The following is a 25118-nucleotide window of genomic DNA, read 5'->3' as shown; positions in this document are numbered from 1 at the left end:
CTGTGCGGTTGTTGGGAATCCATCTTGTCAGCGTTTGAGCGTTACTACACGGAACTGTTCCGCTTTTTGAGCGGTAAACTGCGGGATAAACACCTCGCGGAGGAACTGACCCAGGAAACATTCAGCCGTGCGCTGGCTGCACCGGAACAGATTTCCTCGCACCGCGGAATGCTTTACCATATCGCCAGAAATCTTTTGGTCGACCGCTATCGCCTGCAGAAACAGTATGATCCCTCGCAAGATACTGACACCGACGAGTTACTGGCACCCGGTTACGAGCAACCGGACAATCGCCTTGAGAACCAACAATATATCGATCACATTGTGGCTGCCATTGAGACCCTGCCGCCGCGCTGCCGGGAGGCTTTTATCCGTCATCGCATTGAGGGGCAGTCGCAAAGCGAAGTGGCCGCGAGCATGGGAATTTCAACCAACATGGTGGAAAAACACATCATTCGCGCCATGCTGGCCTGTCGTGCCAGCCGCGACAGCTGGCGTGACGAACAATCGACAGGGAAGGCACGATGACGCGTCATGATGAGCAGACAATTGCCGAACAGGCGATCCACTGGCTACTCCGTCAGCAGGAGGGCATGACGCGAGAGCAGCAGCAGGCTTTCGAGCGCTGGCTGCAAACGCCCGCCCATCGGGCAGAATACGAGGATTTAGGCGGGCTGTGGCAACAGACGTCGGCTATTCCTGCTGCTGCCGTTGCGCATCTGCGCCCCGCGCCAACGCGCCGCAATGTTTGGCGCCCGGTTGCCGCGACCTGTGCGCTGCTGTTACTGGCAGCCGTGCTTTACTTCCCGCTGCGTAACACCTTCGCCCCGCCGATTTACAGCGCAAGCTGGCACACCGGACGTGGCGAGATGCGCACCGTGCGACTTCCCGACGGCACCACACTGTCGCTGGATGCCGGTACCCAGCTCAACGTGCGCTACTTTGCCAATCGCCGGGAAGTGGAGATGGCGCAGGGGCAAGTCTTCTTCCAGGTCACGCACAATGCGAGCCAGCCGTTTGAGGTGCTCAGTGGCCCAACCCGCGTAACCGTAGTGGGCACCGAATTCCGGGTCCGTTACCTGCCGCATACCATGAGTGGTGAAGGCAGTGATGTCGCCGTGAGCTCAGGCGCGGTGCGCGTCGGTCCACGCGGCAACTGGGAGAACCGCTGGTGGCGCGCAATGCAGCATCTACACATTCCACATGCACAGCGGCATATCAGTGTGCTGCACGCCTCGGAACGATCGCTGACCGATGCCCAGGGACGATTGATTTCACGCTCGACGCTGCCCGCAGACAGCATCGCCGCCTGGCGTGACGACCGCATCGTGCTGGATGACACGCGTCTGGATATGGCACTGGCAGAGTTCGCCCGTTACGGCGATGTTTCGCTCAAACTCAATTCCCCAGCTGTTGCCGCACTGCGCATCAGCGGCAGTTTTGATACCGATCGGGTGGATAGCTTTGCTAACGCATTGCCTCGCGTCCTGCCGGTAAAAATAAAAAACATTAAAAATCAATCCACTGTGGTCACAACCGGCATGACGTTAAAAAATAATTAAAATCGACGTCAGGGTTTTACCCCGCGCTTCGTCTTCAGAAGAGAATGATTATTATTCATCTTAACTCTGGGGATCCTGAATGGCTGGTTTTTCTGTTTCACGTGCGTTTCGACCTTCGCACATTGCCGTCGCGCTGGCGGTGGCATTTCCCGCTGCCGGCGTTTTCGCCGCAGCAACGCTGTCACTGTCACTGCCCTCGCAGCCACTGGCGACCTCACTCAACCAGTTAGCCAGACAGGCTAACGTGCAACTGATTGCCGCACCGGCATCCCTCGCCAATAAAACCGCACCGGCGGTGAAAGGCTCGATGACGTTGGATAGTGCGCTGGGTCAACTGTTGGCGGGAAGCGGACTGGAGTGGACGCAGAACGTTGACACCGTCTCCGTCACGCCCTCGGCAGCTGGCGAAGAGACGCTGACGGTAACGAAAACCCTGAGTGGCGCTTCCACCGTGCCGCAACAAACCACCAGCGCCACCAAAACCGATACGCCGCTACTGGAAGTGCCACAGTCGGTCTCGGTGATCACGCGTCAGCAATTGGACCGCCAGAATGTCCAAAGCGTCACCGAAGCGTTGCGCTATGTGCCGGGAGTGAAGACTGAAACCTATGGCGTCGATCCTAAAGGTTATGACTGGATTTATATCCGTGGCTTTAACGCCCTGACCACTAATGATTACCGTGATGGTCTGCGCCAACTCAACAACAGCTATAGCTATTTCCGCACCGAGCCTTACGCGCTGGAGCGTATTGATATTGTGCGCGGTCCTTCCTCTACGCTTTTTGGTCTTGGCGATGCAGGCGGCATTGTGAACCGCGTCAGCAAAATGCCTGACGCGCGCGGTGTGCATGAAGTGGAAGTCCAGTTGGGGAATTTCAATCGCCGTCAGGCGCAGTTTGATATGAGCGATAAGCTGGATGATGAAGGTCAGTGGCTGTATCGCGTCGTGGGTCTGGCACGTGATAGCGATACCCAGTTCCAGTATCGCGATGGCCCGCATGTTGAAGATAATCGCCTCTACCTCGCCCCCACTTTAACCTGGTTGCCCTCCGCCGATACCAGCCTGACGCTGCGTGCTGATTATCTGCGTGACACCTCCGGCGGCACCGTGGCCGTGTTGACCAATCCAGGCAACAAAACCACCGACACCCTGCTGGGGGATTACAGCTACAACCGCTTCCGCCAGGAACAATACAGCGTGGGCTATGAGTTCAGTCAGCAGCTCTCAGAAGGCCTCAAATTCCGTCAGAACCTGCGCTATGGCCAGACTGATACCATTTTGAACAACCTGCTGCCGGGCGATCCGGACTTCACCACTAACACCGTGTCACGCAACGCCATTCGTTTTGATGAGCACATGAAAGCCTTCAACATCGATAACCAGTTGCAGATGGATTTCAACACGGCATCTGTTGCCCATACGCTACTGGCCGGGGTGGATTACAGCTGGCTGGATGCCAACGCCAAGCGCTTCAGCGCCGTTGCGCCTTCACTGAGCATCACCAATCCGGTTTACGGTCTGGATATTGCCGATCCCACCAACGCAGTAAATAACAACGATCAAACCACCGCCCAGTTGGGTGTGTACATGCAGGATCAAATTCATCTGACCGATCAATGGCTGGTGACGCTCGGCGGTCGTCATGACGATATCAGCATGCGCACGCAGAACAACCTCAGTGGCAGCAGCTCATGGGTGGACAAAGATGCCTGGACGGGGCGCGCGGGATTAACTTATCTGGCCGGCAACGGACTGGCGCCGTACATCAGCTACGCTGAATCCTTCGTGCCCAACAGCGGCACCGATAGCCAGAACCGCACCTTCGACCCAAGCAAGGCGCACCAGTATGAGATTGGATTGAAATATCAACCGGACAGTAATCTGCTCATGACACTGGCCGCGTTTGATATCACCAAATCCAACGTGCTCACCAATGAAATCGTCGATGGCCTCGCCACCGGTTATCAGGTGGCATCAGGTGAAGTGCGCTCACGCGGCATCGAGTGGCAAACTCAGGCCCAGCTTAACGCCAACCTCGATGTACTGGCTTCCTACACCTACACCGATGCCGAGATCAGCAAAAGTAACAATGGCGATCAGGGCAAGCAGCAGGCTAACGTACCGAAAAACATGGCATCGGCATGGCTGAACTATGGCTTCCATCAGGGCGTGTTCGATGGGCTGTTGCTGAGCACTGGCGTGCGCTATATCGGCAGTATGTACGGCGACAACGCCAACACCATTCCGGTTAAGAACTTCACCCTGGTCGATGCGGGCGTGAAATATCAGGTGAACAAAAACATTCAGGTCGGATTCAACGTACAAAACCTGTTTGACCATCACTACGTCGGCACCTGTGATGGCGATACCAGCTGCTATCCTGGCCAGGAACGCACCTTTATAGGCTCGCTGAAGCTGAACTTCTGATGTTCAACATCAGTCGTCGTACCTGCCTGAAAATGCTCGTCGTGCTGCCCATCGCGGCACGTGCGGGCCAGGTCATTCCCGATCGCCACCGTATTGTGGCGATCAACTGGGCGGCAGCGGAAACGCTGCTGAGCCTGGGCGTCACGCCGCTGGCGATATCCGATAGCCATTATTTTCGCCAACGCATTCCGCGCCCGCTGTTGCCTGACAGCGTGCAGGATATTGGGCCTTTCTGGGAGCCCAATCTGGAAATGCTCGCGGCCCTGCGCCCCGCACTGATTATCAGCGATGCACTCCCCGCCGCCGTCATGACCAAAATGGCGACCATCGCCCCGGTGGAAACCGTCACAGCGTTTGCGACGTCTGGTGATTTATGGCAAACCCTGCATGACTGGACCCAGCAACTGGGCGCGCGTCTGAAGGTTACCTCCCGCGCGACACAGTGGCTGCAACAGGTCGATACGGCAATGGACACTTATCGCCAGCGCCTGATTACCCCTCAACACAAGCGCGTGCTGGTAATGGTGCTGGATCAGGATGGCAAGTACGCAACGCTTTACGGCACCGGCAGTCTTGCCGATGCCGTTTTACGCCAGCTCGGTTTGATAAACGCCTGGCAAAAATCAGTGAATGCTGCGCACGTCGCGCGAGTGCGCATTGAGGAACTGGCCGATCTGCCGTGCGACTGGCTTTTCTATACCGAGTTACCGACGGCGATGACACGTTTGATGCGCGCCCGACAGCCGAATGGTCTATGGCAACACTTGCCGATGGTGGCGCAAGGGCGTGTCACCCGTTTGGATCATTTCTTCCCGTTTGGTAGCCTCGCGACGGCGCTTGGGCTGGCGGACGATATCACTCGCGTGCTGGAAACAGCATCATGAAACCGATAAGCGCCATGGTGCTGCTGTGCGCCGCTTTTATTGCGGCATTGACGCTGGTCACCGTCAATTACACCACGCTGCTGGCACGCTACCCCGTCTCACTGTCATCGCTGCTGGTTGAGCAAAGCCTTCTGCCGCGCATCGCTGTCAGCCTGCTGTGCGGTGCGGGCCTGGCGTTAGCCGGTTTGCTGTTTCAGCAGGTACTGCAAAATCCGCTGGCCGAACCGGGAACGCTCGGCGTGGCTGCCGGTGCCAATCTGGCGATGTCCGCCGCGTTGGTTTTCGCGCCGGGCCTGTTGGTCATTGGCTTGCCGCTGCTGGCGCTGATCGGGTCGATGGTCGCCATTTTGATCCTGATGACGCTCACCGCGGGTCGCCGATTCGCGCCACTGAGCGTGATTCTGGTTGGCATGGTTCTCAGCCTGTACGGCAACGCGCTGAACACGCTATTGGTGCTGTTCAACCACGATTACCTCAGCGATCTGTTTAGCTGGCAAGCCGGGACACTGACGCAGAGCGGCTGGAGCAGCAGTCTGGTGCTGGCGGTGACGCTGGCTTGCGCATGGATCGCCAGCCTGTTGCTGGTCAGGCCGCTGACGGTGTTGGGATTATCCGAGCAAAATGCCCATGCGTTGGGCCTGGCCACTGTGCAGATACGCTTTATTGCGCTGGGCGTGGCGGTATTTCTGAGTGCGATGATCACCAGCCAGGTGGGGATTATCAGTTTTATTGGGCTGGCTGCCCCGGCGATGGTTAAAGCCTGCGGCCTGCGCCGCTTCCCACAACAGCTGATCGCCAGCATGCTCACCGGTGCAACCTTACTGCTGTTGGTCGATCAGCTCGCACTGCGATTCTCCCCAGCGGCGGGCGACATTCCCTCAGGCGCCGTGACGGCACTGTTAAGCGCCCCGTTGTTATTAATGCTGCTGATGCGGCAACGCGCCACGCATCTGCCGACCGGGCAAACGCGGGTCAGCGCCACACCGCGTTTCAATACTCGTCAACTGGGCATCCTGTTGCTGCTTTTGTTGCTGGTTCTGCCTGCGTCACTCTGGCTCAACCGTGCGCCGCCAGGCGCGATTACCTCGCAGTTGCTGGTCTGGCGCTGGCCGAGAATCAGCGGTGCGCTCTGTGCAGGGATGATGCTGGCGTGTGCGGGCGTATTGATTCAACGCTTAACCGGCAACGTGATGGCTAGCCCGGAACTGACCGGCATCAGCAGCGGCGCGGCCCTGGCGGTGCTATTAACCGTCTTGTTCACCTCCTTACCTCTGACTTTTATGTTGCCCGCTGCGGTGGTCGGTAGCCTGCTCGCCATGCTGTTGCTGTTTTTGTTTGGCGCACGCAGCGGGTTTAACCCGCAGAAAATGGTGCTGATTGGTTTGAGCCTCACCAGCCTCGCCAGCGCGCTGAATATGATATTGATGATGAGTAGCGACCCGCGTGCCCTGATGCTGTTGAACTGGAGTACTGGCTCGACCGCCAACATTGATGCAAGCATGGCCATCGGTGCGATGGTTGCCGCGATGGTGTTGTGTCCGCTGGCGTTGATGATGCAACGCTGGTTAACGCTTTTAGGATTAGGGCAGCCGACCGCACAGTCATTGGGCATCGCCTTGCGCCGCACGAATTTGTTCATTCTGCTGCTGACGGCCCTGCTCACCGCAGCCGGTACGCTGCTGGTCGGCCCGCTGAGTTTTATCGGATTGCTTGCACCGCAATGCGCCAGAGCATTGGGGGCCAATCTATTGCGTCACCAGCTGTGTGCCGCCGCGTTGATGGGGGGATTGTTAATGGTGTTAGCCGACTGGTTAGGGCGTAATATCGCCTGGCCGTGGCCAATCTCCGCCGGGCTGTTAACCGCATTTATCGGTGCGCCCTGGTTTTTATGGCAGCTGCGGAGAACCTCAGGCTGAACAAAACTCACCCCATCACCACTCGCTCATTGAACGCCTTGCGCCATTTTGTCGGCGTGGTGTTAAATCGCTGTCTGAAGTGATGGCGCAGCGCTTCAGGAGAACCAAAACCCGCCTGTTCGGCGACCTGATCAATACTGAGCCCGTTGTTTTCCAGCATCGCACAGGCCTTTTCCAGCCGAATGCCGAGCAACCATTCGCCGGGCGAAGTGCCGGTGGCATCATGAAAGCGACGAATAAAGGTACGGCGGCTCATGCCCACTTGCCGTGCCAACTGCTCGATCACCAACGGCGCGATCAGATTGCTGCGCAAATCATCCAGCAAAGGTGCGAGGCTATTGCTGCGGCGTTGTGGAACAGGTTGTTGGATTAACTGCGCCTGGCTGCCCTCGCGTAGCGGCGGCGTCACCATTCTGCGCGCGGTGCGATTGGCGACATCGATACCGTAATCGCGTCGAATCAGATGCAAACATGAATCGACACCTGCCGCACCGCCCGCTGAGGTGATGATGCTGCCCTCATCAACGTAGATCATGCCGTGTTCCACCTGCACCTGCGGAAATCTTTCGGCGAGGATCTCGGTGCTGTTCCAGTGGGCGGTGGCACGTTTCCCGTTTAACAGCCCCGTTTCGCCGAGCACAAAGCTTCCGGCGCAGATCGAGACAATCCGCGCGCCATTTTCATGGGCTCTTTGTAACGCCGCGATTAACGCATCAGAGGCCGGTGCCGTCACGCTGCGCCAGCCCGGGATGACGATGGTTCCGGCATCTTCCAGTAACTCAAGTCCGCCATCCACCACTAAACGAACACCGCCCTGCGCACCAAACACGCCCTCTTCCACCGACGCCACGCTCAACTCATACAGTGGATGGCCAAGCACTTCATCTGCGCGACCAAAGGCCTCAACGGCAATACCGAACTCGAATGTGCAGAGGCACTCATACGCCAGAAGCACCAGCCGCCGGTTTTTCGGCGCAGCAGAATAGGAACGGAGAGAAGAGGTAATTTGCATACAAGCCTTATCCATGATGTTGGCACGATCTTGACGATATCTGGCATCGGCATGGATTTCCACCGTCACGTCAATCTTCCATGCTGGCACGCTCTTAACGTTACGCAGGAATTCAGGATGAAGAACATGTTGGCGCTGATGGCGGTGTGCTTAGCCGCGTTGATGTCGGGGCTGGAAATCTCCAGCGTGCCGGTGATTTTGCCGGTACTGGAACAGGAGATGCAGGCGAATTTTCGCGATCTGCAGTGGGTCATGAACGCCTATACGCTTGCCTGCACTGCCGTTTTGATGGCAACCGGCACGCTGGCGGATAACTACGGCCGCAAACGCATCTTTCTCATCAGCATTATCGGCTTTGGCCTGACATCGATTATCTGTGGGCTGGCCGGGAGTGCGTTCTGGCTGATCGTCGGACGTTTCCTGCAGGGGCTGAGCGGCGGCGCGATGTTAACCTGCTTGATCGCCATCCTGTCGCACCAGTTCCCGCAGGGAAAACCCCGCAGCCAGGCCTTTGCCGCATGGGGGATAACCTTTGGCTTTGGCCTCGGTTTCGGTCCTATCATCGGCGGGTTGCTGGTGGCGGTTTTAAGCTGGCAATGGGTGTTTCTGGTGCACGGCTTTATCGCGCTACTGACATTCGTGCTGGCGCTGAAAAATGTGGATGAGTCCCACCATAGCCAGGGCAACAAACTCGATCTGGTTGGGTTGATCACACTCACCCTTTGCGTGGTCGGCGTGACCTATCTCATCACCCAGGGTGGCAGCATCGGTTGGCGCAGTCTTGAAGCCCGGCTAATCTTGCTGGTGATCCTGATCAGCGCTGTGGTGTTTATCCGCACGGAGAAGCGCCATCCTCACCCGATGTTTGATTTTACGGTGTTCCGCATTCGCACCTTTTCGGGGGCTTTGATGGGTTCGATTGGCATGAACTTCAGCTTCTGGCCGCTGATGATCTACCTGCCGGTTTATTACCAGAGCGGGCTTGGATTCAGCAGTATGGAGACCGGCATCGCCCTCCTTGCCTATACCTTGCCCACCTTATTGATGCCGCCGATAGGGGAAAAACTGGTGCTGCGATTGGGTGCTGCCCGCGTCATTCCACTCGGGTTATTCTCGATCGGTTTGGGATTCGTGCTGATGAAACTGGCCATTGCATACCAATTAAGTTTGGTGTTCGGCGCCCTGTTGGCGGGAACGGCGTTGGGACTCACCAATACGCCGGTCACCAACACCACCACCGGTTCCGTAGCCGCCAATCGGGTGGGCATGGCCTCTGGGATTGATATCAGTGCACGTTTAATCACGCTGGCGATCAACATCGCCTTGATGGGCAGCCTGCTGGTAGCCGGGATCGCCGCCAGTTTGCGGCAACGGCTCCCTGCCTCCAGCGATGTGGTTGCGATGGCAGAGCGGATTGCGGCTGGCGCTGAGGTTTCACTTAGCCGCGATATCGCCTCGCAAGTGCTGGCTGATGGTTTTTCCGCAATACTGACCTATGGCGCGTTGGGCGTGGGCAGTCTGGCACTGGCGAGTTACCTGCTGTTTAAGCCTAAAAGGCGCAACGTGGCTGAGGGGACAGTCAATTCTTGTGGGCGAGATTGATGGTTATCGTACGACATAGTCGAGGCGATCGATGACATCTCATTCGTTGAATGCGTACTACTAATGAGAAAAAAACGCCCTGTAATACTACGGGGCGTGTCGCTGAATTACCGGGCGGAGATCATCGCTAGCGTTATTTCGCTGCTGCGGCCTCTTTCACCCAGCCATCAAAGGTGGCCTGATGGGCATGAATCCACCCATCCACGTGGCGTTGAATGTCTTCGCTTGAAGACTCGCCCGCATGCATTCGCTGATTCTGCGCATTGACGTCGTTTAGCGGCAATTTAACGATGGAGAACAGCTTAGCGGCAGCAGGATTCTTCTCTGCCCACGCCTTATTCGCCACCACATGTTCGTTATTCGCTTTGAAACCGTAGTTCTTGCCATTCGGTAGCGCGGTATCTTCATTTTTCTGCGAGCCTGGTGTCGCCGAGAATGGCACAGTCAGCCAGACAACATCCCTGCCCGGTTTTAATTCATCACTGACCCAGTAAGGCGTCCAGGTGAAATAGAGCACGGGTTTCCCTGCTTTATAGCGTGTTAACGTATCGGCGATAATGGCAGAATAATTCCCCTGATTCTGCTGTACGGTATTACTCAATCCGTACGCGCTGATTTGCGCATTAATCACCTGTCCACACACCCAACCCGGATTACATCCAGCGAGATCGGCTTTACCATCATTATTGGCATCGAACAGCTTTGCCAGCTTGGGATCTTTGAGCTGAGAAATATCGGTGATGTGATATTTATCGGCGGTTTTTTTATCAATCAGATAACCCTGCGCAGCACCACTGATATAGGTGCCCTTGCGGTAGAATTTGCCGTCGCCCCCCGCTGCGTTATACATATCATTTTGCAGCGGTTCCCAGTTGACCGCCATGTAGGTGGCATCACCCGCAGCAATCGCGGTGTAAGCCACGTTGTAATCCACTTCTTCCGTGGGTTTGACTTCATAGCCGAGTTTTTCCAGCGCTCTGTTAATCAATTCTGTTTGAAACGACTCCTCCGGCAGGGTGCTTTGCACCGGCGAAACAGTCACGCCTTTGCCCGGTAGATCGGCAGCAAACGCAGCGGGAGAACTGATTAACGCAGTGAGGGAAATAGCGATTACATTTTTCCTGGTCATATTCAAAACCTTATTATTTTAGCTGCCAGCGAATGGCATAAGAATATCTCTCTGCAATGAAGAGAGATGAAATGCGGCGATTAATGATGTGAAGCTTGAATTAACGCTTACTGATGCAAATAGTGACGTGCGTAACGAAGGCGGGTGTTATAGGTGGTGAAATAAGACAAATCAGAATTCATCATTATGATATCTGGTGACAGGCTGTTCTTCCTGATATTCAGCCCGCGACATTCACTCCGGTAAATTACAAGTGCAGTTACCATAACACATTATTTTCGAGCTGCAACCGTTAATAGTTTGCTGGTCATCAGCAGGAGGAAATACCTGTCAAATATAAACTTTCTGATACGCTCAGTTTAAACAAAATATTGTCACTTGAACGCGCAGAGATGGATATCGGTAACCTCTGCCTGACGGTTACCGATGATAACGTTTCAGTGATGTTGACGGCTCATCGCCTTGCGCGCTCGGATATCAGATCGCCCAGTGGTGCTGCGCTCTCAAGCTGATTAGCTTGAGTCGCGGTGCGTTGCGGGTAGCGGAAAAACAGCGCAATTGAAATAAATGAGACGATGGCCACGGCAGCAACGTAATACACCAGCGTAAACGCACTGCCAGACCAGCCAATCAATGCCGCGCCAATCAGCGGCGCAGTGCCACCAAACAACGCGGTGCCGGTGTTGTAAGCCATCGCACCCGCCGAAGCGCGCATCTCGGCCGGGAACATATCGACGAGGCTAATGGTCATCCCGCTGGTGACCATCGGGAAGACCAACACCGGCACCACGGCTGCAATAATTGCACTGCCTAACGTGCCATGCTCAGCATAAGTGAAAGCAAAGAACATCGCAGGGATCACCAGCACACAGCCCAGCAGCAGCCAGCGTTTTCTGCCCACCACATCACTGAGATAGCCGTGTAGCAGCGTGCTGAAAATCAGTACAAACTGGGAAACTAATACCGCCATTGCCGCATCGGTTTTGGCTAATCCGACAAACGTGGTCAGGTAAGTGGCGAAGAAGCCCAGAATTAAATAATTAGGCAGCGTATGGCTCATCAGTATCGACATAAACACCAGGATGTTTTTCCACTGCGAGCGGATAACTTTTGTCACCGTTGGAGGGTTTAAACGCTGCTCGATACGTGCCCGTTCAACCGCGAGAAATTCCGGACTCTCATCGAGTTTACGGCGAATCAGCAACCCGACGAGCCCCAGCGGAAAGCCAATGGCAAACAGTACGCGCCAGCCCCACTCTTCCATTTGTGCCGCAGTGATCAACGAAGACAACAAGGTGTAAAGACCAATAGCGATCACCGTGCCGATATAGGCACCAATAGGAGAGAATGAAGCGCGAAAGGCGCGGCGTTTTTGGTTGCTGTTCTCGACGATGTAATCCGTGGCTGTCGCGTATTCACCGCCAGCAAAAAAGCCCTGAATCAGTCGACAAATGACCAGCAGTACGGTAGCGGTGGTGCCTGCCTGCGCATAAGTGGGAAGCAGTGCAGTCAAACCTGTGACCACACTCATTCCAGTGATAGTAATCATCAGTACCGAACGCCTGCCCCAACGATCACCCGCCAATCCCAGCACGATCCCGCCAATCGGGCGTACCAAAAAACTTGATGCGTAGAGCAATAACACCGAGAGCAGTGCCGTTAAAGGCGCATCCTGCGGGAAAAATATCCGTGAAATCACACTGGCCAACAGGCCGTAGAGGGCAAAGTCGAGAAACTCGACCAGATTGCCGGCAACAGCACCGATCAGCGTCTTGCGCTGCATTTCGGGCGTCACCTGAGGAAGCGTGGCAGAAGTTGACATGGTTAACCCCATCTTCACCGCATAACAGCACGGTCAGTTGAACGTGAGTCAGAATGATTTCAATCATTCCACATTACGGCATGGCATTCCGTTAATTACGTTAGCTGAGTGAAAATTGACCGTCAATATGTGGGTGAGAGGATTTCGCTATGGGTCACACTGGACGTTGAACATAGATTTAAAGGGGGAATGGAAATGTAAGTTTTTATTTATAACAATAGGTTAATGGTTATCAGCAACGCCGCAGCGTTGCCTTTGTGTCATGCCGTCAGCCTCTGGCATTTCTCTGGAAGCCCACTGCCTGAGCGGCTTTAACCGTTAGCGCGCCCCACTCGGCAATGTTCTCTTCGTGGTAGCGAGAGTCCGGCATAGAGATGCAGATACTGGCCACCGGCTGGTGGGCCGCATCAAAAATCGGGGCACCGATAGCAAAAATACCGGAGCGATAATAACCGCGGTTTATCGAGTATCCGCGCTCACGCACCTGCTCCAGTTCCGCGCGAAGTTTATCGGCATCGGTGATGGTGGCGGGATTAAACGCGCTCAGTTCTCCGGTGAGGATATTTTCAATCTGGGCTTCCGGTAAAAACGCCAAAATTGCCATGCCGTTTGCCGTGGAGTGAATCGGGGCGATATCCCCAATCGGGCTGACCGCGCGAACCGGATGCGGACTTTCCAGCCTGTCGATCACCACCACCGCGCCATTGCCGTCATACACCGACACATACACCGTTTCCTGCGTGATGTTGCGTAAATCCGCCATGGGATCCTGAATGGCAGCTGCCAACCCGCCACCGGCTAACTCGATCGGCCGCACGCTGAGTACGCGCGGACTGACGGTCCAGCGCGGCATATCGCCTTCAATCAATCGCAACCAGCCCGCCTCATGGAAGGTCCAGAGAATACGCTGCACGGTGGTTTTCGGCATCGACATCATCTTAGCCAACTCGCCCACGCTGATCGGCTGTTTCTCGGCCACCATCTCCAGCACCTTCAGGCTTTTAATTAGGCTCTGCATACTCCAACCTCCCTACTTTCTGACTTCATTGTCTCAATTTGCTGTGCCGTAATATGGCACAGCCTGCCATCTGCCGCTCGGCGTTTTGCCCGTGAGCCGATCACAATTCCTCCCGAATGCTTAATTTTTGTTCTTGCAGGGCAGATAAAATCATGCCAGGTTATTTTTATGGAATGGCATTCCTTATTGTGGAACGGCTAAAGTTTCAGCCGCTGAATACTACGTATGGGTTTGAGCGAGGCGGAGTGATGGCAGGTCATCAGTCGATATTTACCGAGGATTTTAAAGCATCACCCTATTGGTGGGAGCAGTGGCAACCCCAGGATGCATCGCCCAGTGATGTTCCACCCGAAGCGGAATACGTGATCGTTGGCGCGGGCTATGCCGGTCTGTGTTGTGCATTAACGCTGGCGCAAAACGGCAAACAAGTGGTGATTCTGGAAGCGGGCTTACTGGGCAGTGGTGCCAGCACGTTGAGTGGCGGTCAGGTCACCGGCGGTATCAACGTGGGCAAGACCATGTCGGCGAAAAAGGGTCTGCGGCAGGGCGATGAGCAGTTAAAACGCGACCTGCTGCTGGAGGCGGCTGACGGTTATCGCTATCTGGAAACCCTGATCGCCCAGCACCACATCGCCTGCAATTATCGACAAACTGGTCGCCTTGCTGCCGCCTGGATCCCCCAGCATCTGGAGAGCTGGAAAAAGCGTTTGCCGCTGCTGAACAGCGTGAGCCAGGTGCAGGCACGTATGCTGACGCGCGATGAGCTGCGCGCCGAACTGGATAGCCCGGCTTATCATGGCGGCGTATTGATTGAGCGCGCGGGTCTGCTTAATCCAGCGCTCTATTACGCAGGTTTGCTGGATGCGGTGCGCAATGCTGGCGTGGTAGTTTGCAGTCATTTCGCAGTGATCCGCATTGAGAAACAGGCGGCGCATTATCGGATCGATTCACTGCGTGGCAGCATCAAGACCCGTCAGGTGATCATCGCTACTAATGGTTATACCGGTCCCGAAATGGCGCATTTACGCGCACGCGTGGTGCCGGTTACCAGTCATCAGATTGCCACCGAGCCCTTATCCGATGATCTTCGACACACGCTAATCCCTCACCAGCGCGGCATCGCTGAAACCCAACGTGTCACGCACTATTTCCGCTATTCGCCCGATGGCACTCGCCTGCTATTTGGCGGGCGCGCACGCTTCTATGCGCTTGACCGTCAGCAGTCTGCGCGCGTGCTGCATCAGCATCTGACGCAACGTTTCCCCCAGTTACGCGACATCAAAATCAGCCATAGCTGGGGCGGCAACGTGGCGGTCACGCTCGATTATCTGCCGCATATCGGCCAGACGCCGCAAGGCTGTTTTTACGCGGTGGGCTGCAACGGCAGCGGTGTCACCATGATGAGTTGGCTCGGCCATCGGTTAGCTCGTCACCTGCTTGAAAATACACCGCTCAACTCAAGTCCTTACGGGGTATCGCCACTGCCTGGGCACCCGCTCTACACCGGCAACACCTGGTTTATGCCGCTGCTTGGCAGCTACTACCAGGTGCGCGACCGCCTGGATAAATCCGCTCATCCGCAAACCAATTAGGGGGAAGTATGGGATTACGCATTGGTGTCGATATTGGCGGCTCGTTTACCGACTTCGCCGTCTTCAATGAAGCATCTGGCACGTTGTACAGCCTGAAAGTGTTTTCTCGTCCCGATGATCCGGGCCAGGAAGTGCTGCAAGGTATTCAGGAACTGGAGAAGCACTACGGTATTGATCCCGCCGATATCCACTATTTCACTCACGGCACCACCGTGGGCGTTAATGCCGTGGTACAGAAAAAAGGGGCTAAGCTGGGGCTGATCACCAATCGCTATTTCGAGGATGTGCTGGCACTCGGCAGGCTTAAAACGCCGGATATGTACAGCCTGCACTCGCTGAGGCCCGAGCCATTGATTGCACGCGAAAATGTGTTTGGCATTGACGGTCGACTGGATGCCACCGGCAAAGCACTCGCGCCGATTGAAACACAAAGTGTGCTGGCCGCCATCGAAGGCCTGCGCGATGCAGGTTGCGAAGGGGTGGTGATTGCACTGCTGCATGCCTATCGTAATCCCGCGCATGAAAAGCAGGTACAGCAGCTGATTGAAGCGGCGATACCGGGCTTTTTTGTCTGCTGCTCCAGTGATGTCTGGCCGACCATCCGCGAATTTGAACGTACGCAAACCGCGGTGATTGGCGCCTATGTTCAGCCACGCGTCTCGCATTATCTCGGTGCTTTGCAACAGGCGCTGACTCAAGCGGGCGTCACTGCCGAGCTGAAAGTGACCAAATCCAATGGCGGCGTGATGAGCGCAGAGCGCGGTAAAGCTGAGTGCGTGCAGATGATCCTGTCGGGAACCGCATCGGGCGTGATGGGCGCAGCCTGGGTTGCACGTCAGTGCGGACGTGAGAACGTCATGAGCCTGGATATCGGCGGCACCACCGCCGATGTGGCATTGATCGTCAACGGAGAAGCGCAATATGACACTGGCGAATATATCGGTGATTACCAGATTCATATTCCGTCTGTGTCCGTCACATCGATTGGCGATGGCGGCGGTTCCGTAGCGCGTGTCGATGAGTTTGGTGTGCTAAAAGTCGGGCCAGAAAGCGCAGGCTCGACGCCCGGTCCGGTATGTTACGGACGCGGTGGCACACAACCCACCATCACCGATGCTTTCGTGTCACTGGGCATTCTGGGCCAGGCAAAGCTGGGCTACAACGCCGTGAATGTTGATGTCGCCGCAGCCAAAGCGGCGATAGGCTCGCTGGCCGATCGGCTGGGTCAATCGGTTGAAGCAACGGCGGAATCGATCATCAACGTTTCGGTATCCGGCATGTACGCGGGGATCAGTCGACTGGTTTCCCGTTTCGGCATCGACCCGCGCGCCTTTTCCCTGATGCCTTTTGGCGGTGCCGGTCCGATGATGGCCTGTTACCTGGCGCGCGCCATGCATATGCGTGAAGTGCTGGTGCCGCTCACCCCCGGCGTACTGAGTGCGTTAGGCGGTTTAGTGGCCGATGTGAAGAACGATTTTGTTCGCATCATCTACGGCGATTTAACCGCAGAGAGCCTGCCACGACTGGAAGCGGAGTATCAGCAGCTCGAACAGCAAGCGCGTGAGTGGTTGAGCCACGAAGTGAGTGATACCCGCCACGGCGAGTTGAGTCTCTCGGCGGAGATGCGATACAAGGGGCAGTCGTTTGAGATCGCCACGCCATTGCAGCGGGATGATTTAGCCAACGGCAACCTCTCATCACTGCGTGAAGCCTTCCATGCGCAACACCATCATTTATATGCCTACAGCGATCGCGATGCGCAGATTCAGGTGGTATCGCTGCGTCTGGTGGTCAGCATGCCTACGCCGAAGCCGCAACTTGAACCTTTGCCGCACTCTGACGCCGCCCCCATCCCCGCTGAGCACATTGATGTTTGGATGTCGGCCCGTTATCTCACCGTGCCGCTCTATCAACGTGAACAGTTAGCTGGAGGGCAGCAGTTCAGCGGCCCGGCGGTGATTACCCAGTCCGACACCACGGTGGCTGTATTACCCGATTTCCACGCCCGGGTTGATGCGCTCGGCAACCTGATCCTTACTGACCTCACCCACACGGCTAAATAAAGGAGTCTTGATATGGCGTTTGATACTTCAGGTCTGCAGATTCTGGCCAATTACTGTGTGGCGGCGGCAGAGAGCATGGCCCACACCCTGGTGCGCACCGCGCACTCGACCTTTGTTAAAGAGACAGAAGACTTCTCCTGTGCCCTGCTCACGCCCGAAGGGCTGGCCTTTGCTTCACCCAAAACGTTGGGGGCCACCTGGTATATCGGTCTCGATTACGGTCCGGTTCTCGGCATGATTGAGGATTATCGTCCCGGTGATGTGGCGATGACCAACGATGCCTACAGCGGTAACGTTGCGACACATAGCCCGGATATGGTGATGTGGAAACCCGTTTTCTGGCAAGGCAAGCTGGTGTGCTTTGTTGGCGGTCATATTCATAACACCGATGTGGGAGGGGCGGTGCCCGCCTCGCTCTCGCGCACACTGACCGAAATCCATCAGGAAGGCATCCGCATCCCGCCCACCAAAATCGTCCGCGAAGGCGTATTGGATGAAGCGATGCTCACGCTGATAAAAACCAACGTGCGCGCACCGGAACAGAACATTGGCGATCTGCATGCCCAGCTGGCGATGCTGGCCAATGGCGAAAAACGCGTGCTGGAAATCATTACGCACTTTGGCGTCGACGATTTTCAGCAAGGGATGGTGGCGCTACTCGATTATGCGGCGCAGCAGGCGGAACGCATTCTGGAGGGCGTGCCGGATGGCGAGTATTTCTTCGCAGAATACGCCGATGAAGACAGCGTGAACGGCAAACCGATGCGCGTAGCGATGACGCTGAAAATCAATGGTGGCCGTGCCATCCTCGATTACACGGGCAGCGATCCGCAACTGCTTTCGTCGTTGAACATGCCGACCGGTGGCATGACGCGTCACGCGCTGGCGCTGGTGGGCTATCACTATGTGCTTTACACCCTTAATCCCGACATCCTGCTCAATGCAGGATTAGATCGCGTGGTCGAATGTGTGCTGCCCGAAGGCAGCGTGATGAATGCCGTTTACCCGGCCGCCGTGGGCATGCGCAGCCTGACCTGCAAGTTGACCCATGTGCTGACCTTTGGCGCGTTTTCGCAGGCGATACCCGATCGTCTGCCCGCCTGTGCGGCCTGTGGCTTAGCAATATTAAACGTCAAAACCACCAACACCTCGGGCCGACCAGTAATAGCGTCCATTGGTCCGGTGGGCGGCGGCGCGGGCGGCATGCCGTTCGGTGATGGAGAAGAAGGATCGGGCGCTAACGTGGCGTTTCTGCGTAATACGCCGGTGGAGATTAATGAAGCGGAAGTGCCGATTCGCATCACGCGTTACTGCCTGGTGCCTGACTCCGGCGGCGCGGGAAAATATCGCGGCGGGTCCGGGTTGATGATGGAGTTTCAGGTGTTTGCGCCGGATACCACCGTCACAGCACGCAACCGCGATCGCACCCACTTCGCCTCCTGGGGCGTGCTCGGTGGGAAAGCGGGCAGCAATGCGATTTTCGTGAAAAACCCAGACAGCGCAGCGCCAGAAATGCTCGGCAATAGCGACGTGATCCGTTGCCAGGCGGGGGATGTGATTCGATTAACGGGAGCCGGTGGCGGAGGTTATGGTTCGCCACTGGATCGCGATCCCCAGTTGGTGCTGTCAGACGTCAAAAGCGGCTACGTTTCTTCAGCACGTGCCGAGCAGGATTACGGTGTGGTGGTCCGCTATGGTGAGTTGGACGTAGAAGCCACGCAGTCTAAACGCGATGAACTGGCAGCCGTCGCCGCGCCAATTACCCATTTTGATTTTGGTCCGTGGCGCACTCGTTTTGAGAGGAGCTGGACACCGGAACGCTATCTGGCGTTGACCGATATCTTATCTCGCGTGCCGGTGATATGGCGTTTCCACATTAAACATCGCCTGTTTGACGCGCTCGCCGCCGCTGAAGCACAAGGGGAAACGGCTCCCGGCGGTGAGTTGATATATCAACTGTTTGACGCTTTCAGTGAGGAGTATCGGGAGTTTCTGCAGGCTTGATTCTCAGCTTAATCGCCCAAAAATAAGGGATGCTAACGCAGCATCCCTTTTCGTTTATTGGGGTTAGAACGGACCCCAGTTTATCGCGACGCCAATCAGCAACGTGACCACGCAAATCGCAAACCAAATGGCGACCACCGGTGCCACGAATTTAAGCCATTTGCCGAACGAGATATTGGCGGTGGCCAGCGCGGCCATCAGCACGCCCGATGTCGGGCTGATGGAGTTAACAATCCCCTCGCCCAACAACACTGTTTGCACCGTGACCTGACGCGTCAGACCGAGGTTATCACCCAGCGGAGAGAAAATCGGAATCAGCAAAGCAGACTCGCCCGATCCGGACGAAATGCCGAAGTGCATCAGCGCGGCACTGACAAACATGCCCACGGCAGCAATCGCAGGCGGCACCGGCGCCAGCAGATCTGACAGGAAGCCAACGATAGGATCGAGGATATTGCCCTGCTGCAGCACCACCGAAATCGCGCCCGCCATCCCGACGATAAAGCCGCCTTTGACCAGCTGAGAACAGCCGGACAGGAAGGTGTTAGCAATAGCAGAGCCGGACAGGCGACCAATCAAACCGACCATAATCGACAGGATGATAAACATCGCCGACATCTCATTGGTGGCCCAATGCAGCTGCACGGTGCCGACCATAAACAGAATCAGCGTCACCGCGCAGGTCAGCAGGATCAGTTTGTGACGGCCGGTAATCTCCATCGGGGCTGCGGTTTCCACCGCAGTGTCCACGCGCACCTGACCATTTTTGCGCATGCGCTTCACGGTAATAATCAGGTAAATCGCCACCGTTAACACAAACAGCAGGTTGGTGATGCCGCGCAGCAGCATGCCCGAGAACAGCGGCAACTGCGCCAGATGCTGTGTCAGACCGGTGGTGGCCGGGCCGAGGAACGCCACGTTAAATCCTGCCGCGCAGGTCAGATAGATCAGCGCCATACCGATAACCGGCGGTAAGCCTAACGAACGCGCCACCAGCAGGCCAATTGGCACAAAGGCGACCACCGAGTTTTGCACCACGCCGGTACTGCCGAGGATGGCAAAGATCACCGCAAAAATCAGGATCAAACGGGTATCGCTGATTTTGGTGCTGCGTGACAATGAATTCAGCGCAGTGGCAATCGCGCCTGTGGCTTCAATCACCGCCAGCAATCCGCCGGTAAACAGAATCAGGAAAATGATCGGTGCCGCTTTGATCACGCCCTGCACGATGGCCATAAAAATCTCGCCGGGATAAACACCCGTGCGCGCCACTTCATGCAGACTGCCTTTAATGGCAAAGGTCACGCCATTGCGGGTTTCGTGATCAAACTTGCCCGCCGGGATGATCCAGGTGGCTACCGCTGCCAGCACCAGAATGATAAACAGCAACAGATAAGGACTTTGTTCGCTTTTGGCCGGCGCAGGTTGCATCGCCGCGTTTTTATCAACATTAACCTGGGACATGAGCGTCCCCCAGCATCAGACCCGCCACCAGCGCGGTGCGTGAGGCAATATCGGCAATGATGATGTGCTCATGACGCGCATGAATGCCTGCGCCGGTTGCGCCCAGACCATCCAGGGTTGGAATGCCCAACGCCGCGGTGAAATTGCCGTCGCTGCCGCCGCCAACCGATTGCCCTCCAACGCTGAAACCGATTTGTTGTGCCACAGCTTGCGCACGCTGCATGATCACCCGCGACTCGGCACTCTGGCGCATCGGTGGACGTGATTGTGCGCCGCTAATCTCCAGCTTGATGCCCGGTAAGTGAGGTTGAATCTGGGTAATCTCATCGTGAATGCGCTGCGCTTCTTCTTCGCTGGTGACGCGTGTATCGATGCCCAGTACGGCCTTATCCGCGACCACATTGATGCGATTACCGCCTTGCGCGATCCCGACGTTGACGGTGGTGCCGCGATCCGGTGCATTCAATCCATGCAGGAACAGCACCTGATGCGCCATCTCCTGCACTGCGCTGATCCCCTCTTCCGGATTATTACCGGCATGTGCAGCCTGACCGGTGATCGCGATCTGATATTGGCCCGTGCCTTTGCGCGCAACTTTTAGTGCACCGCTTCCGGCTACTGCAGGTTCCACCACCAGCACTTGCGATGATCCCAGCGCATGTTGAGACAACCAGTCGCTGGAGCTTGGGCTGCCGACTTCTTCGTCACTGCCACACAGGAAGACGATACGTTTCCCTGCCAGCAAGTCGTGTTCTTTTAATGCGCGTGCTGCCCAGATCGACTGCACCAGACCCGCTTTCATATCCAGAATGCCGGGGCCGTAGAACTTGCCTGCCTCCTCGCGCATCGGCAATTCGCCTTCATCCCAGACGGTATCAAAATGGCCCAGCACCACGGTTTGATCACTGCCTGAACCGAGCGTGAACTTGAGATGATTGCCGTAGTGTTCCTGCACATCGATTTCCGCATCAATACCCAGACGCTCAGCAAACAGCGCACGCAGCACGTCGCCACAGCGATCCACCGCCGCTTTGTTCATTGACGGCGATTCGGCTGCCACCAGGGTTTTGATATCCGAGAGAATTTCGCCTGAATGCTGTTGCAAATAACTTATTATATTTTTCATTAAATCTGTCCTCACCAAGTGAATCCCGAGTATGAGGATAAAATAGGGCTTAAAAAATGGGTATAAAACGCTATTATTGTTGACCTGAGATCAACAGATAACTAAAACCTATGGCTATGCTGCTTTATCCCGACAAATCCATAAGATACTTATATGAAGTAGGTATTCACGGTGGCATTCGCCGTGCGGCGGAAGCGCTGGATGTGGATCCGGCAGCTATCAGCCGTCAACTCTCGCAACTGGCGCGTGAAATGCAACTGCCGCTGTTAGAACGCCGCGGCCGCAATGTGGTACTGACCGAAGCGGGCAAGTTGCTGGCTGAGGACTACGCGCAGACGCATCAGCGCAGAAGTCATTTAGAACGACGGCTAAAAGATCTGCGCCATAAGCGCGGCGGTTCCATCACCATCCGCGTTGGGCAAGGTATGGTCGATGAGGTGGTCAGGTATGTGTTTCAGCCTTTTTCACAAACCTATCCTGAAGTCTTCATCGACATTCTGTCTGGTGACATGCAAACAACAGTTAGCCTGATTGCCAAAGGTGAAGTGGATATGGCCGTCGGTTTTGGACCGGTCGGCCCGCCGGGTCTCCGATGTCATAGCTATCTGCGTGGCCCTATCTGCGCCATTGTGCGCCCTGAACATCCCATTGCTTTGTATGACCAGGTCGATGTCAGCGATATCGTCCACTATCCGCTGATCGGGATGGACAAAAACTTTGGGATTCAGAGTTACATGAATGCCATGTTCACACAGGAAGGATTGGTGTTTAGCCCGGCGTATAGCTGCAACCTGTTCACCAGTGCGATTGCGCTGAGCCAGGCGGGCATGGGGATCGCCTTTATGACCACCAAGGTGGTAGAGGACGCATTACACTCTCGCCAGCTGGTGGCGGTGCCGATCAACCATCGCATCGCACGCGAAAGCCAATGTCATCTTTTACGCAGCGCCGATCACCGCTTCACCCCTGCAGCACAGCATCTGTGGCAGATGTTGTGTCAGTTTTTTGAGGGGAGTTCACATGAAGCATCATGAGAGATTTAACATGTGAAGCGCCGCTCCAGGTTGCGTTGGCGACGAAGAACGTAGCCAACGCACGAAGAGGCGAACCTGATGTTGGGCGATCGATTAATGACCCGTGCGAGCACCTGCTCTAAATCCGTGTTCACTTGCTCGCCATGCGATAACAAATGCGACGATCAAGAGTGCTATCAGCACCGGCGGGAACGACTGCGCGCCCCAGTGATTCAGCAGAATACCGCCCGTGATGCCGCCCGCCGCAATCGCGCCATTCCACGCCACCACGTTCATGGAAAGCGCGATATCAGCACCCTCTCCGGCGGTATCCGCGAGTGCCGTTTGCAACAAGGTTGCCGCCCCACCGAACGTCAATCCCCATACCGCTACGCCGAGATACAGCATCGCCGGAATGTGCGAGAAGCCCATAAACGCGAGTGATACCAGAGCAAATACCGCCAGACTCACCAACACGCTGCGGCGTAAATGGTGATCGACCAGCCGTCCAGTCACCGCAATCGCAAGCAGTGCCGCAAGTCCGAACACCAGCAGCACGATATCCACTTGTGAACCCAGGCCTGCCAACTGCAGTAACGGGGCGATATAGGTATAGAGAATGTTGTGAGCCAGCATCCAGGCAATCACCACACTGAGCACCGCTCTCACGCCTGGTGTGGTGAGCACCTTTAATAGCGGCATGCGGTCATGGCGCGATTGTCCCGGATAATCAGGCACTTTGGCCAGCACCCACACCACCAGCACAAGGGTTAAGGCTGAGATAACCGCGAAGGCACTGCGCCAACCCATCACGCCCCCCAGCCAGGTGCCGAGCGGCACGCCTAATGACAAGGCAATGGGCGTGCCCACCATGGCGATGGCCATCGCTTTGCCCTGTTGATGAACCGCCACCATCCTGCGTGCATAGCCCGCCAGCAAACTCCATGACAATCCCGCCGCCACGCCGGCAAAAAAGCGTGCCGTTAACGTGAGCCAGTAATTTGCGGATAGCGCCGTGATGGAGTTGAAAATCAGGAACCCGGCGATAGCCAGCAGCAGCACGTTTCTGCGCCGCCAGCCCTGTGTCGCGATGGTCAAAGGAATCGCCGCGATCAGCGAGCCCAGCGCATAAGCCGTGACCGTCTGCCCTGCCAGTGCGTTGGAGATATTCAGACCCGCTGCCATTTGCGGCAAGAGCCCGGCGGGCAAGGTTTCGGTGATGATGCAAATAAAGCCCGTCATCGCCAGTGCCAGCAGAGCCGATATCGGCAGGCGCTCTGTCGCAGTATCTTGCCCGTTGAGTGCGAGTTCTTTTTCCATATTTCCTTCTGAAATCATTTATGTATCGATTGGTATATATTTGGGCGTAAAATATTGCCTCCTGGAAGTAAAAGAAGGCAATCCCGATTAATGTAACGATCGATACACTAATCAGGCAGGTTCACTTTGTCAACGAGATATGTATCGTTTAGTATAGTAATCCACTGCACGCGTTAAACAGGAGGAAGCGATGGCGACGATGGGACGCCCAAGAACATTTGATCGAGACCAGGCGATCGAACAGGCGATGTATCTGTTTTGGCAGCAGGGTTATGAATCGACCTCACTCAATCAGCTCAAGGGCAGCATCAATAACGGCATCTCCGCACCCAGCTTTTACGCCGCGTTCGGTTCGAAAGAGGCGTTGTTCCGTGAATGCGTGCAGCGCTATCTCTCGACTTTCGGTCAGGTGACGGAATGCTTGTGGGATACCAGCCTGACGGGACGCGAAGCCGTGGAAACCTCATTGCGTCGCTCTGCGCAGATGCAGTGCGAGCCAGGCCACCCAACCGGATGTATGGTCGGCCTCGGTGCCATGAGCGCCACCTCCGTCGAACATGCCGCCGTGACCGAACCGCTGACACGTTCGCGCGATCGTACCCGAGCCGGAATCACCGCCTCGATCGAGCGCGCTGTTGCCGCGGGCGAACTGAGGCAGGATGTTGATGTCCGCGCACTGGCGGCATCCTTCAGCACTTTCATGTTTGGTTTATCGATTCAGGCACGCGATGGCGCCAGCATTGAGGAACTTAACAGGGCAATTTCGCAGATGATGTGGATGTGGGATGCGAATAAGCCCATCGCCTCCGGTTAACCTGCAATCAGCAGGTTAAACCGGAAGCGCATGTCTACCAATTACTTTTGTTGCTGCTGTTTGGCTTCAGCTTCTTTTTGCTTCTTACTGGCCATGTGATGGCCCACAACACAGCCCCCGACCGCGCCCATCACAGCATGGTGCGCAACATGCCCTGCAGCGGCACCGATCATCGCGCCTTTCAGGCATCCTTGTGCTTCAGCCTGAGCGCTGACGGCTAAAAACAGGCCTAATGTGATAACCAGCTTTGACAGATTATTCATACAACTGTGGTTCCGAAAAGGGTTGAGGCTGAGTACGTTACCGATAAATAAGTTGGAATTCGTGCACTATTCGCTGCGGCGCAGGA

19 protein-coding genes are annotated in these 25118 nt (G+C 56.0%); 11 read left to right on the top strand and 8 right to left on the bottom strand.

All coding sequences use genetic code 11. From position 1 onward, the window contains the following. The first annotated feature begins 24 nt into the window (after positions 1-24). The 5 genes from LBW88_RS13940 to fhuB all read left to right on the top strand — a co-directional run bounded on the left by LBW88_RS13940 (position 25) and on the right by fhuB (position 6790). Complete coding sequence (locus LBW88_RS13940) at positions 25-528, top strand: RNA polymerase sigma factor (protein WP_224932869.1); 504 nt, start codon at positions 25-27, stop codon at positions 526-528. Beyond that, positions 525-1562, top strand: coding sequence for a FecR family protein (locus LBW88_RS13935; protein ID WP_224932868.1), 1038 nt, complete (start codon positions 525-527; stop codon positions 1560-1562). Before LBW88_RS13940 ends, LBW88_RS13935 begins: the two co-directional genes overlap by 4 nt. Before the next feature lie 79 nt (positions 1563-1641). Then, positions 1642-3990, top strand: coding sequence for a TonB-dependent siderophore receptor (locus tag LBW88_RS13930; protein ID WP_224932867.1), 2349 nt, complete (start codon positions 1642-1644; stop codon positions 3988-3990). Continuing rightward, on the top strand, positions 3990-4874 hold the full coding sequence (locus LBW88_RS13925) for an ABC transporter substrate-binding protein (protein ID WP_224932866.1): 885 nt from the start codon (positions 3990-3992) through the stop codon (positions 4872-4874). Before LBW88_RS13930 ends, LBW88_RS13925 begins: the two co-directional genes overlap by 1 nt. Continuing rightward, positions 4871-6790, top strand: a complete 1920-nt coding sequence (gene fhuB, locus LBW88_RS13920; protein ID WP_224932865.1) for a Fe(3+)-hydroxamate ABC transporter permease FhuB — start codon at positions 4871-4873, stop codon at positions 6788-6790. Before LBW88_RS13925 ends, fhuB begins: the two co-directional genes overlap by 4 nt. Positions 6791-6797: 7 nt before the next feature. Here fhuB and LBW88_RS13915 read toward each other — a convergent pair whose 3' ends face one another. After that, on the bottom strand, positions 6798-7802 hold the full coding sequence (locus LBW88_RS13915) for a helix-turn-helix domain-containing protein (RefSeq protein WP_414004087.1): 1005 nt from the start codon (positions 7800-7802) through the stop codon (positions 6798-6800). 117 nt (positions 7803-7919) lie between these two features. Between LBW88_RS13915 and LBW88_RS13910 the strand changes: the two genes are divergently transcribed. Continuing rightward, positions 7920-9404 carry an MFS transporter gene (locus LBW88_RS13910; RefSeq protein ID WP_224932864.1) on the top strand — a complete coding sequence of 495 codons (1485 nt, stop codon included), beginning with the start codon at positions 7920-7922 and terminating at the stop codon, positions 9402-9404. A 133-nt stretch (positions 9405-9537) separates the two neighbouring features. Here the strand turns inward: LBW88_RS13910 and proX are convergent, their stop codons facing one another. The 3 genes from proX to LBW88_RS13895 form a co-directional block, all read right to left on the bottom strand. Next, complete coding sequence (proX, locus tag LBW88_RS13905; RefSeq protein ID WP_224932863.1) at positions 9538-10533, bottom strand: glycine betaine/L-proline ABC transporter substrate-binding protein ProX; 996 nt, start codon at positions 10531-10533, stop codon at positions 9538-9540. Between the two features lie 454 nt (positions 10534-10987). Then, entirely contained in the window at positions 10988-12355 is a 1368-nt protein-coding gene (locus LBW88_RS13900) for an MFS transporter (protein WP_224932862.1), read from the bottom strand. A 268-nt stretch (positions 12356-12623) separates the two neighbouring features. Continuing rightward, entirely contained in the window at positions 12624-13373 is a 750-nt protein-coding gene (locus tag LBW88_RS13895; protein ID WP_224932861.1) for an IclR family transcriptional regulator, read from the bottom strand. Between the two features lie 248 nt (positions 13374-13621). Here LBW88_RS13895 and LBW88_RS13890 point away from each other — a divergent pair, with 248 nt between their 5' ends. The 3 genes from LBW88_RS13890 to LBW88_RS13880 are packed head-to-tail and all read left to right on the top strand — an operon-like array spanning position 13622 to position 19032. Then, positions 13622-14965 (top strand): NAD(P)/FAD-dependent oxidoreductase, encoded by a 1344-nt coding sequence (locus LBW88_RS13890; protein ID WP_224932860.1) that lies wholly within the window; start codon positions 13622-13624, stop codon positions 14963-14965. An 8-nt stretch (positions 14966-14973) separates the two neighbouring features. Continuing rightward, positions 14974-17028 (top strand): hydantoinase/oxoprolinase family protein, encoded by a 2055-nt coding sequence (locus tag LBW88_RS13885; RefSeq protein WP_224932859.1) that lies wholly within the window; start codon positions 14974-14976, stop codon positions 17026-17028. 12 nt (positions 17029-17040) lie between these two features. Next, complete coding sequence (locus LBW88_RS13880) at positions 17041-19032, top strand: hydantoinase B/oxoprolinase family protein (protein WP_224932858.1); 1992 nt, start codon at positions 17041-17043, stop codon at positions 19030-19032. 63 nt (positions 19033-19095) lie between these two features. Here LBW88_RS13880 and LBW88_RS13875 read toward each other — a convergent pair whose 3' ends face one another. Together LBW88_RS13875 and LBW88_RS13870 are read right to left on the bottom strand one after the other, a co-directional pair. Further along, a complete protein-coding gene (locus LBW88_RS13875; protein ID WP_224932857.1) occupies positions 19096-20496 on the bottom strand; it encodes a YfcC family protein in 1401 nt (466 codons plus the stop codon). Beyond that, a complete protein-coding gene (locus tag LBW88_RS13870; protein ID WP_224932856.1) occupies positions 20483-21622 on the bottom strand; it encodes a M20 family metallopeptidase in 1140 nt (379 codons plus the stop codon). Before LBW88_RS13870 ends, LBW88_RS13875 begins: the two co-directional genes overlap by 14 nt. 110 nt (positions 21623-21732) lie before the next feature. Between LBW88_RS13870 and LBW88_RS13865 the strand changes: the two genes are divergently transcribed. Continuing rightward, on the top strand, positions 21733-22656 hold the full coding sequence (locus LBW88_RS13865) for a LysR family transcriptional regulator (RefSeq protein WP_224932855.1): 924 nt from the start codon (positions 21733-21735) through the stop codon (positions 22654-22656). Between the two features lie 93 nt (positions 22657-22749). Here the strand turns inward: LBW88_RS13865 and LBW88_RS13860 are convergent, their stop codons facing one another. Next, the gene (locus LBW88_RS13860; RefSeq protein ID WP_224932854.1) at positions 22750-23955 is read right to left on the bottom strand and encodes an MFS transporter; all 1206 of its coding nucleotides are present in this window, start codon (positions 23953-23955) and stop codon (positions 22750-22752) included. Positions 23956-24145: 190 nt separating this feature from the next. On the opposite strand from LBW88_RS13860, the gene LBW88_RS13855 reads away from it, so the two are divergent. Continuing rightward, positions 24146-24769: a TetR/AcrR family transcriptional regulator gene (locus LBW88_RS13855; protein ID WP_224932853.1), complete on the top strand. Its 624-nt coding sequence runs from the start codon at positions 24146-24148 to the stop codon at positions 24767-24769. A 41-nt stretch (positions 24770-24810) separates the two neighbouring features. Here the strand turns inward: LBW88_RS13855 and LBW88_RS13850 are convergent, their stop codons facing one another. After that, positions 24811-25032, bottom strand: a complete 222-nt coding sequence (locus LBW88_RS13850) for a hypothetical protein (protein WP_224932852.1) — start codon at positions 25030-25032, stop codon at positions 24811-24813. Positions 25033-25118: the final 86 nt, after the last annotated feature.

Source organism: Pantoea sp. alder81 (assembly GCF_020179835.1).
Lineage (GTDB): Bacteria > Pseudomonadota > Gammaproteobacteria > Enterobacterales > Enterobacteriaceae > Pantoea.
Note: the sequence above shows the minus strand (reverse complement) of the source record. Positions and strands in the feature narration are given on the sequence as shown.

Bases quoted from the DNA above. Each gene is read 5' to 3' on its own strand.
- LBW88_RS13895 (WP_224932861.1), bottom strand. From the start codon at position 13,373: ATGCAGAGCCTAATTAAAAGCCTGAAGGTGCTGGAGATGGTGGCCGAG.
- LBW88_RS13875 (WP_224932857.1), bottom strand. From the start codon at position 20,496: ATGTCCCAGGTTAATGTTGATAAAAACGCGGCGATGCAACCTGCGCCG.
- LBW88_RS13930 (WP_224932867.1), top strand. From the start codon at position 1,642: ATGGCTGGTTTTTCTGTTTCACGTGCGTTTCGACCTTCGCACATTGCC.
- LBW88_RS13880 (WP_224932858.1), top strand. From the start codon at position 17,041: ATGGCGTTTGATACTTCAGGTCTGCAGATTCTGGCCAATTACTGTGTG.
- LBW88_RS13850 (WP_224932852.1), bottom strand. From the start codon at position 25,032: ATGAATAATCTGTCAAAGCTGGTTATCACATTAGGCCTGTTTTTAGCC.
- LBW88_RS13935 (WP_224932868.1), top strand. From the start codon at position 525: ATGACGCGTCATGATGAGCAGACAATTGCCGAACAGGCGATCCACTGG.
- LBW88_RS13915 (WP_414004087.1), bottom strand. From the start codon at position 7,802: ATGCAAATTACCTCTTCTCTCCGTTCCTATTCTGCTGCGCCGAAAAAC.
- fhuB (WP_224932865.1), top strand. From the start codon at position 4,871: ATGAAACCGATAAGCGCCATGGTGCTGCTGTGCGCCGCTTTTATTGCG.
- proX (WP_224932863.1), bottom strand. From the start codon at position 10,533: ATGACCAGGAAAAATGTAATCGCTATTTCCCTCACTGCGTTAATCAGT.
- LBW88_RS13925 (WP_224932866.1), top strand. From the start codon at position 3,990: ATGTTCAACATCAGTCGTCGTACCTGCCTGAAAATGCTCGTCGTGCTG.
- LBW88_RS13910 (WP_224932864.1), top strand. From the start codon at position 7,920: ATGAAGAACATGTTGGCGCTGATGGCGGTGTGCTTAGCCGCGTTGATG.
- LBW88_RS13860 (WP_224932854.1), bottom strand. From the start codon at position 23,955: ATGGAAAAAGAACTCGCACTCAACGGGCAAGATACTGCGACAGAGCGC.
- LBW88_RS13890 (WP_224932860.1), top strand. From the start codon at position 13,622: ATGGCAGGTCATCAGTCGATATTTACCGAGGATTTTAAAGCATCACCC.
- LBW88_RS13855 (WP_224932853.1), top strand. From the start codon at position 24,146: ATGGCGACGATGGGACGCCCAAGAACATTTGATCGAGACCAGGCGATC.
- LBW88_RS13885 (WP_224932859.1), top strand. From the start codon at position 14,974: ATGGGATTACGCATTGGTGTCGATATTGGCGGCTCGTTTACCGACTTC.
- LBW88_RS13870 (WP_224932856.1), bottom strand. From the start codon at position 21,622: ATGAAAAATATAATAAGTTATTTGCAACAGCATTCAGGCGAAATTCTC.
- LBW88_RS13900 (WP_224932862.1), bottom strand. From the start codon at position 12,355: ATGTCAACTTCTGCCACGCTTCCTCAGGTGACGCCCGAAATGCAGCGC.
- LBW88_RS13865 (WP_224932855.1), top strand. From the start codon at position 21,733: ATGGCTATGCTGCTTTATCCCGACAAATCCATAAGATACTTATATGAA.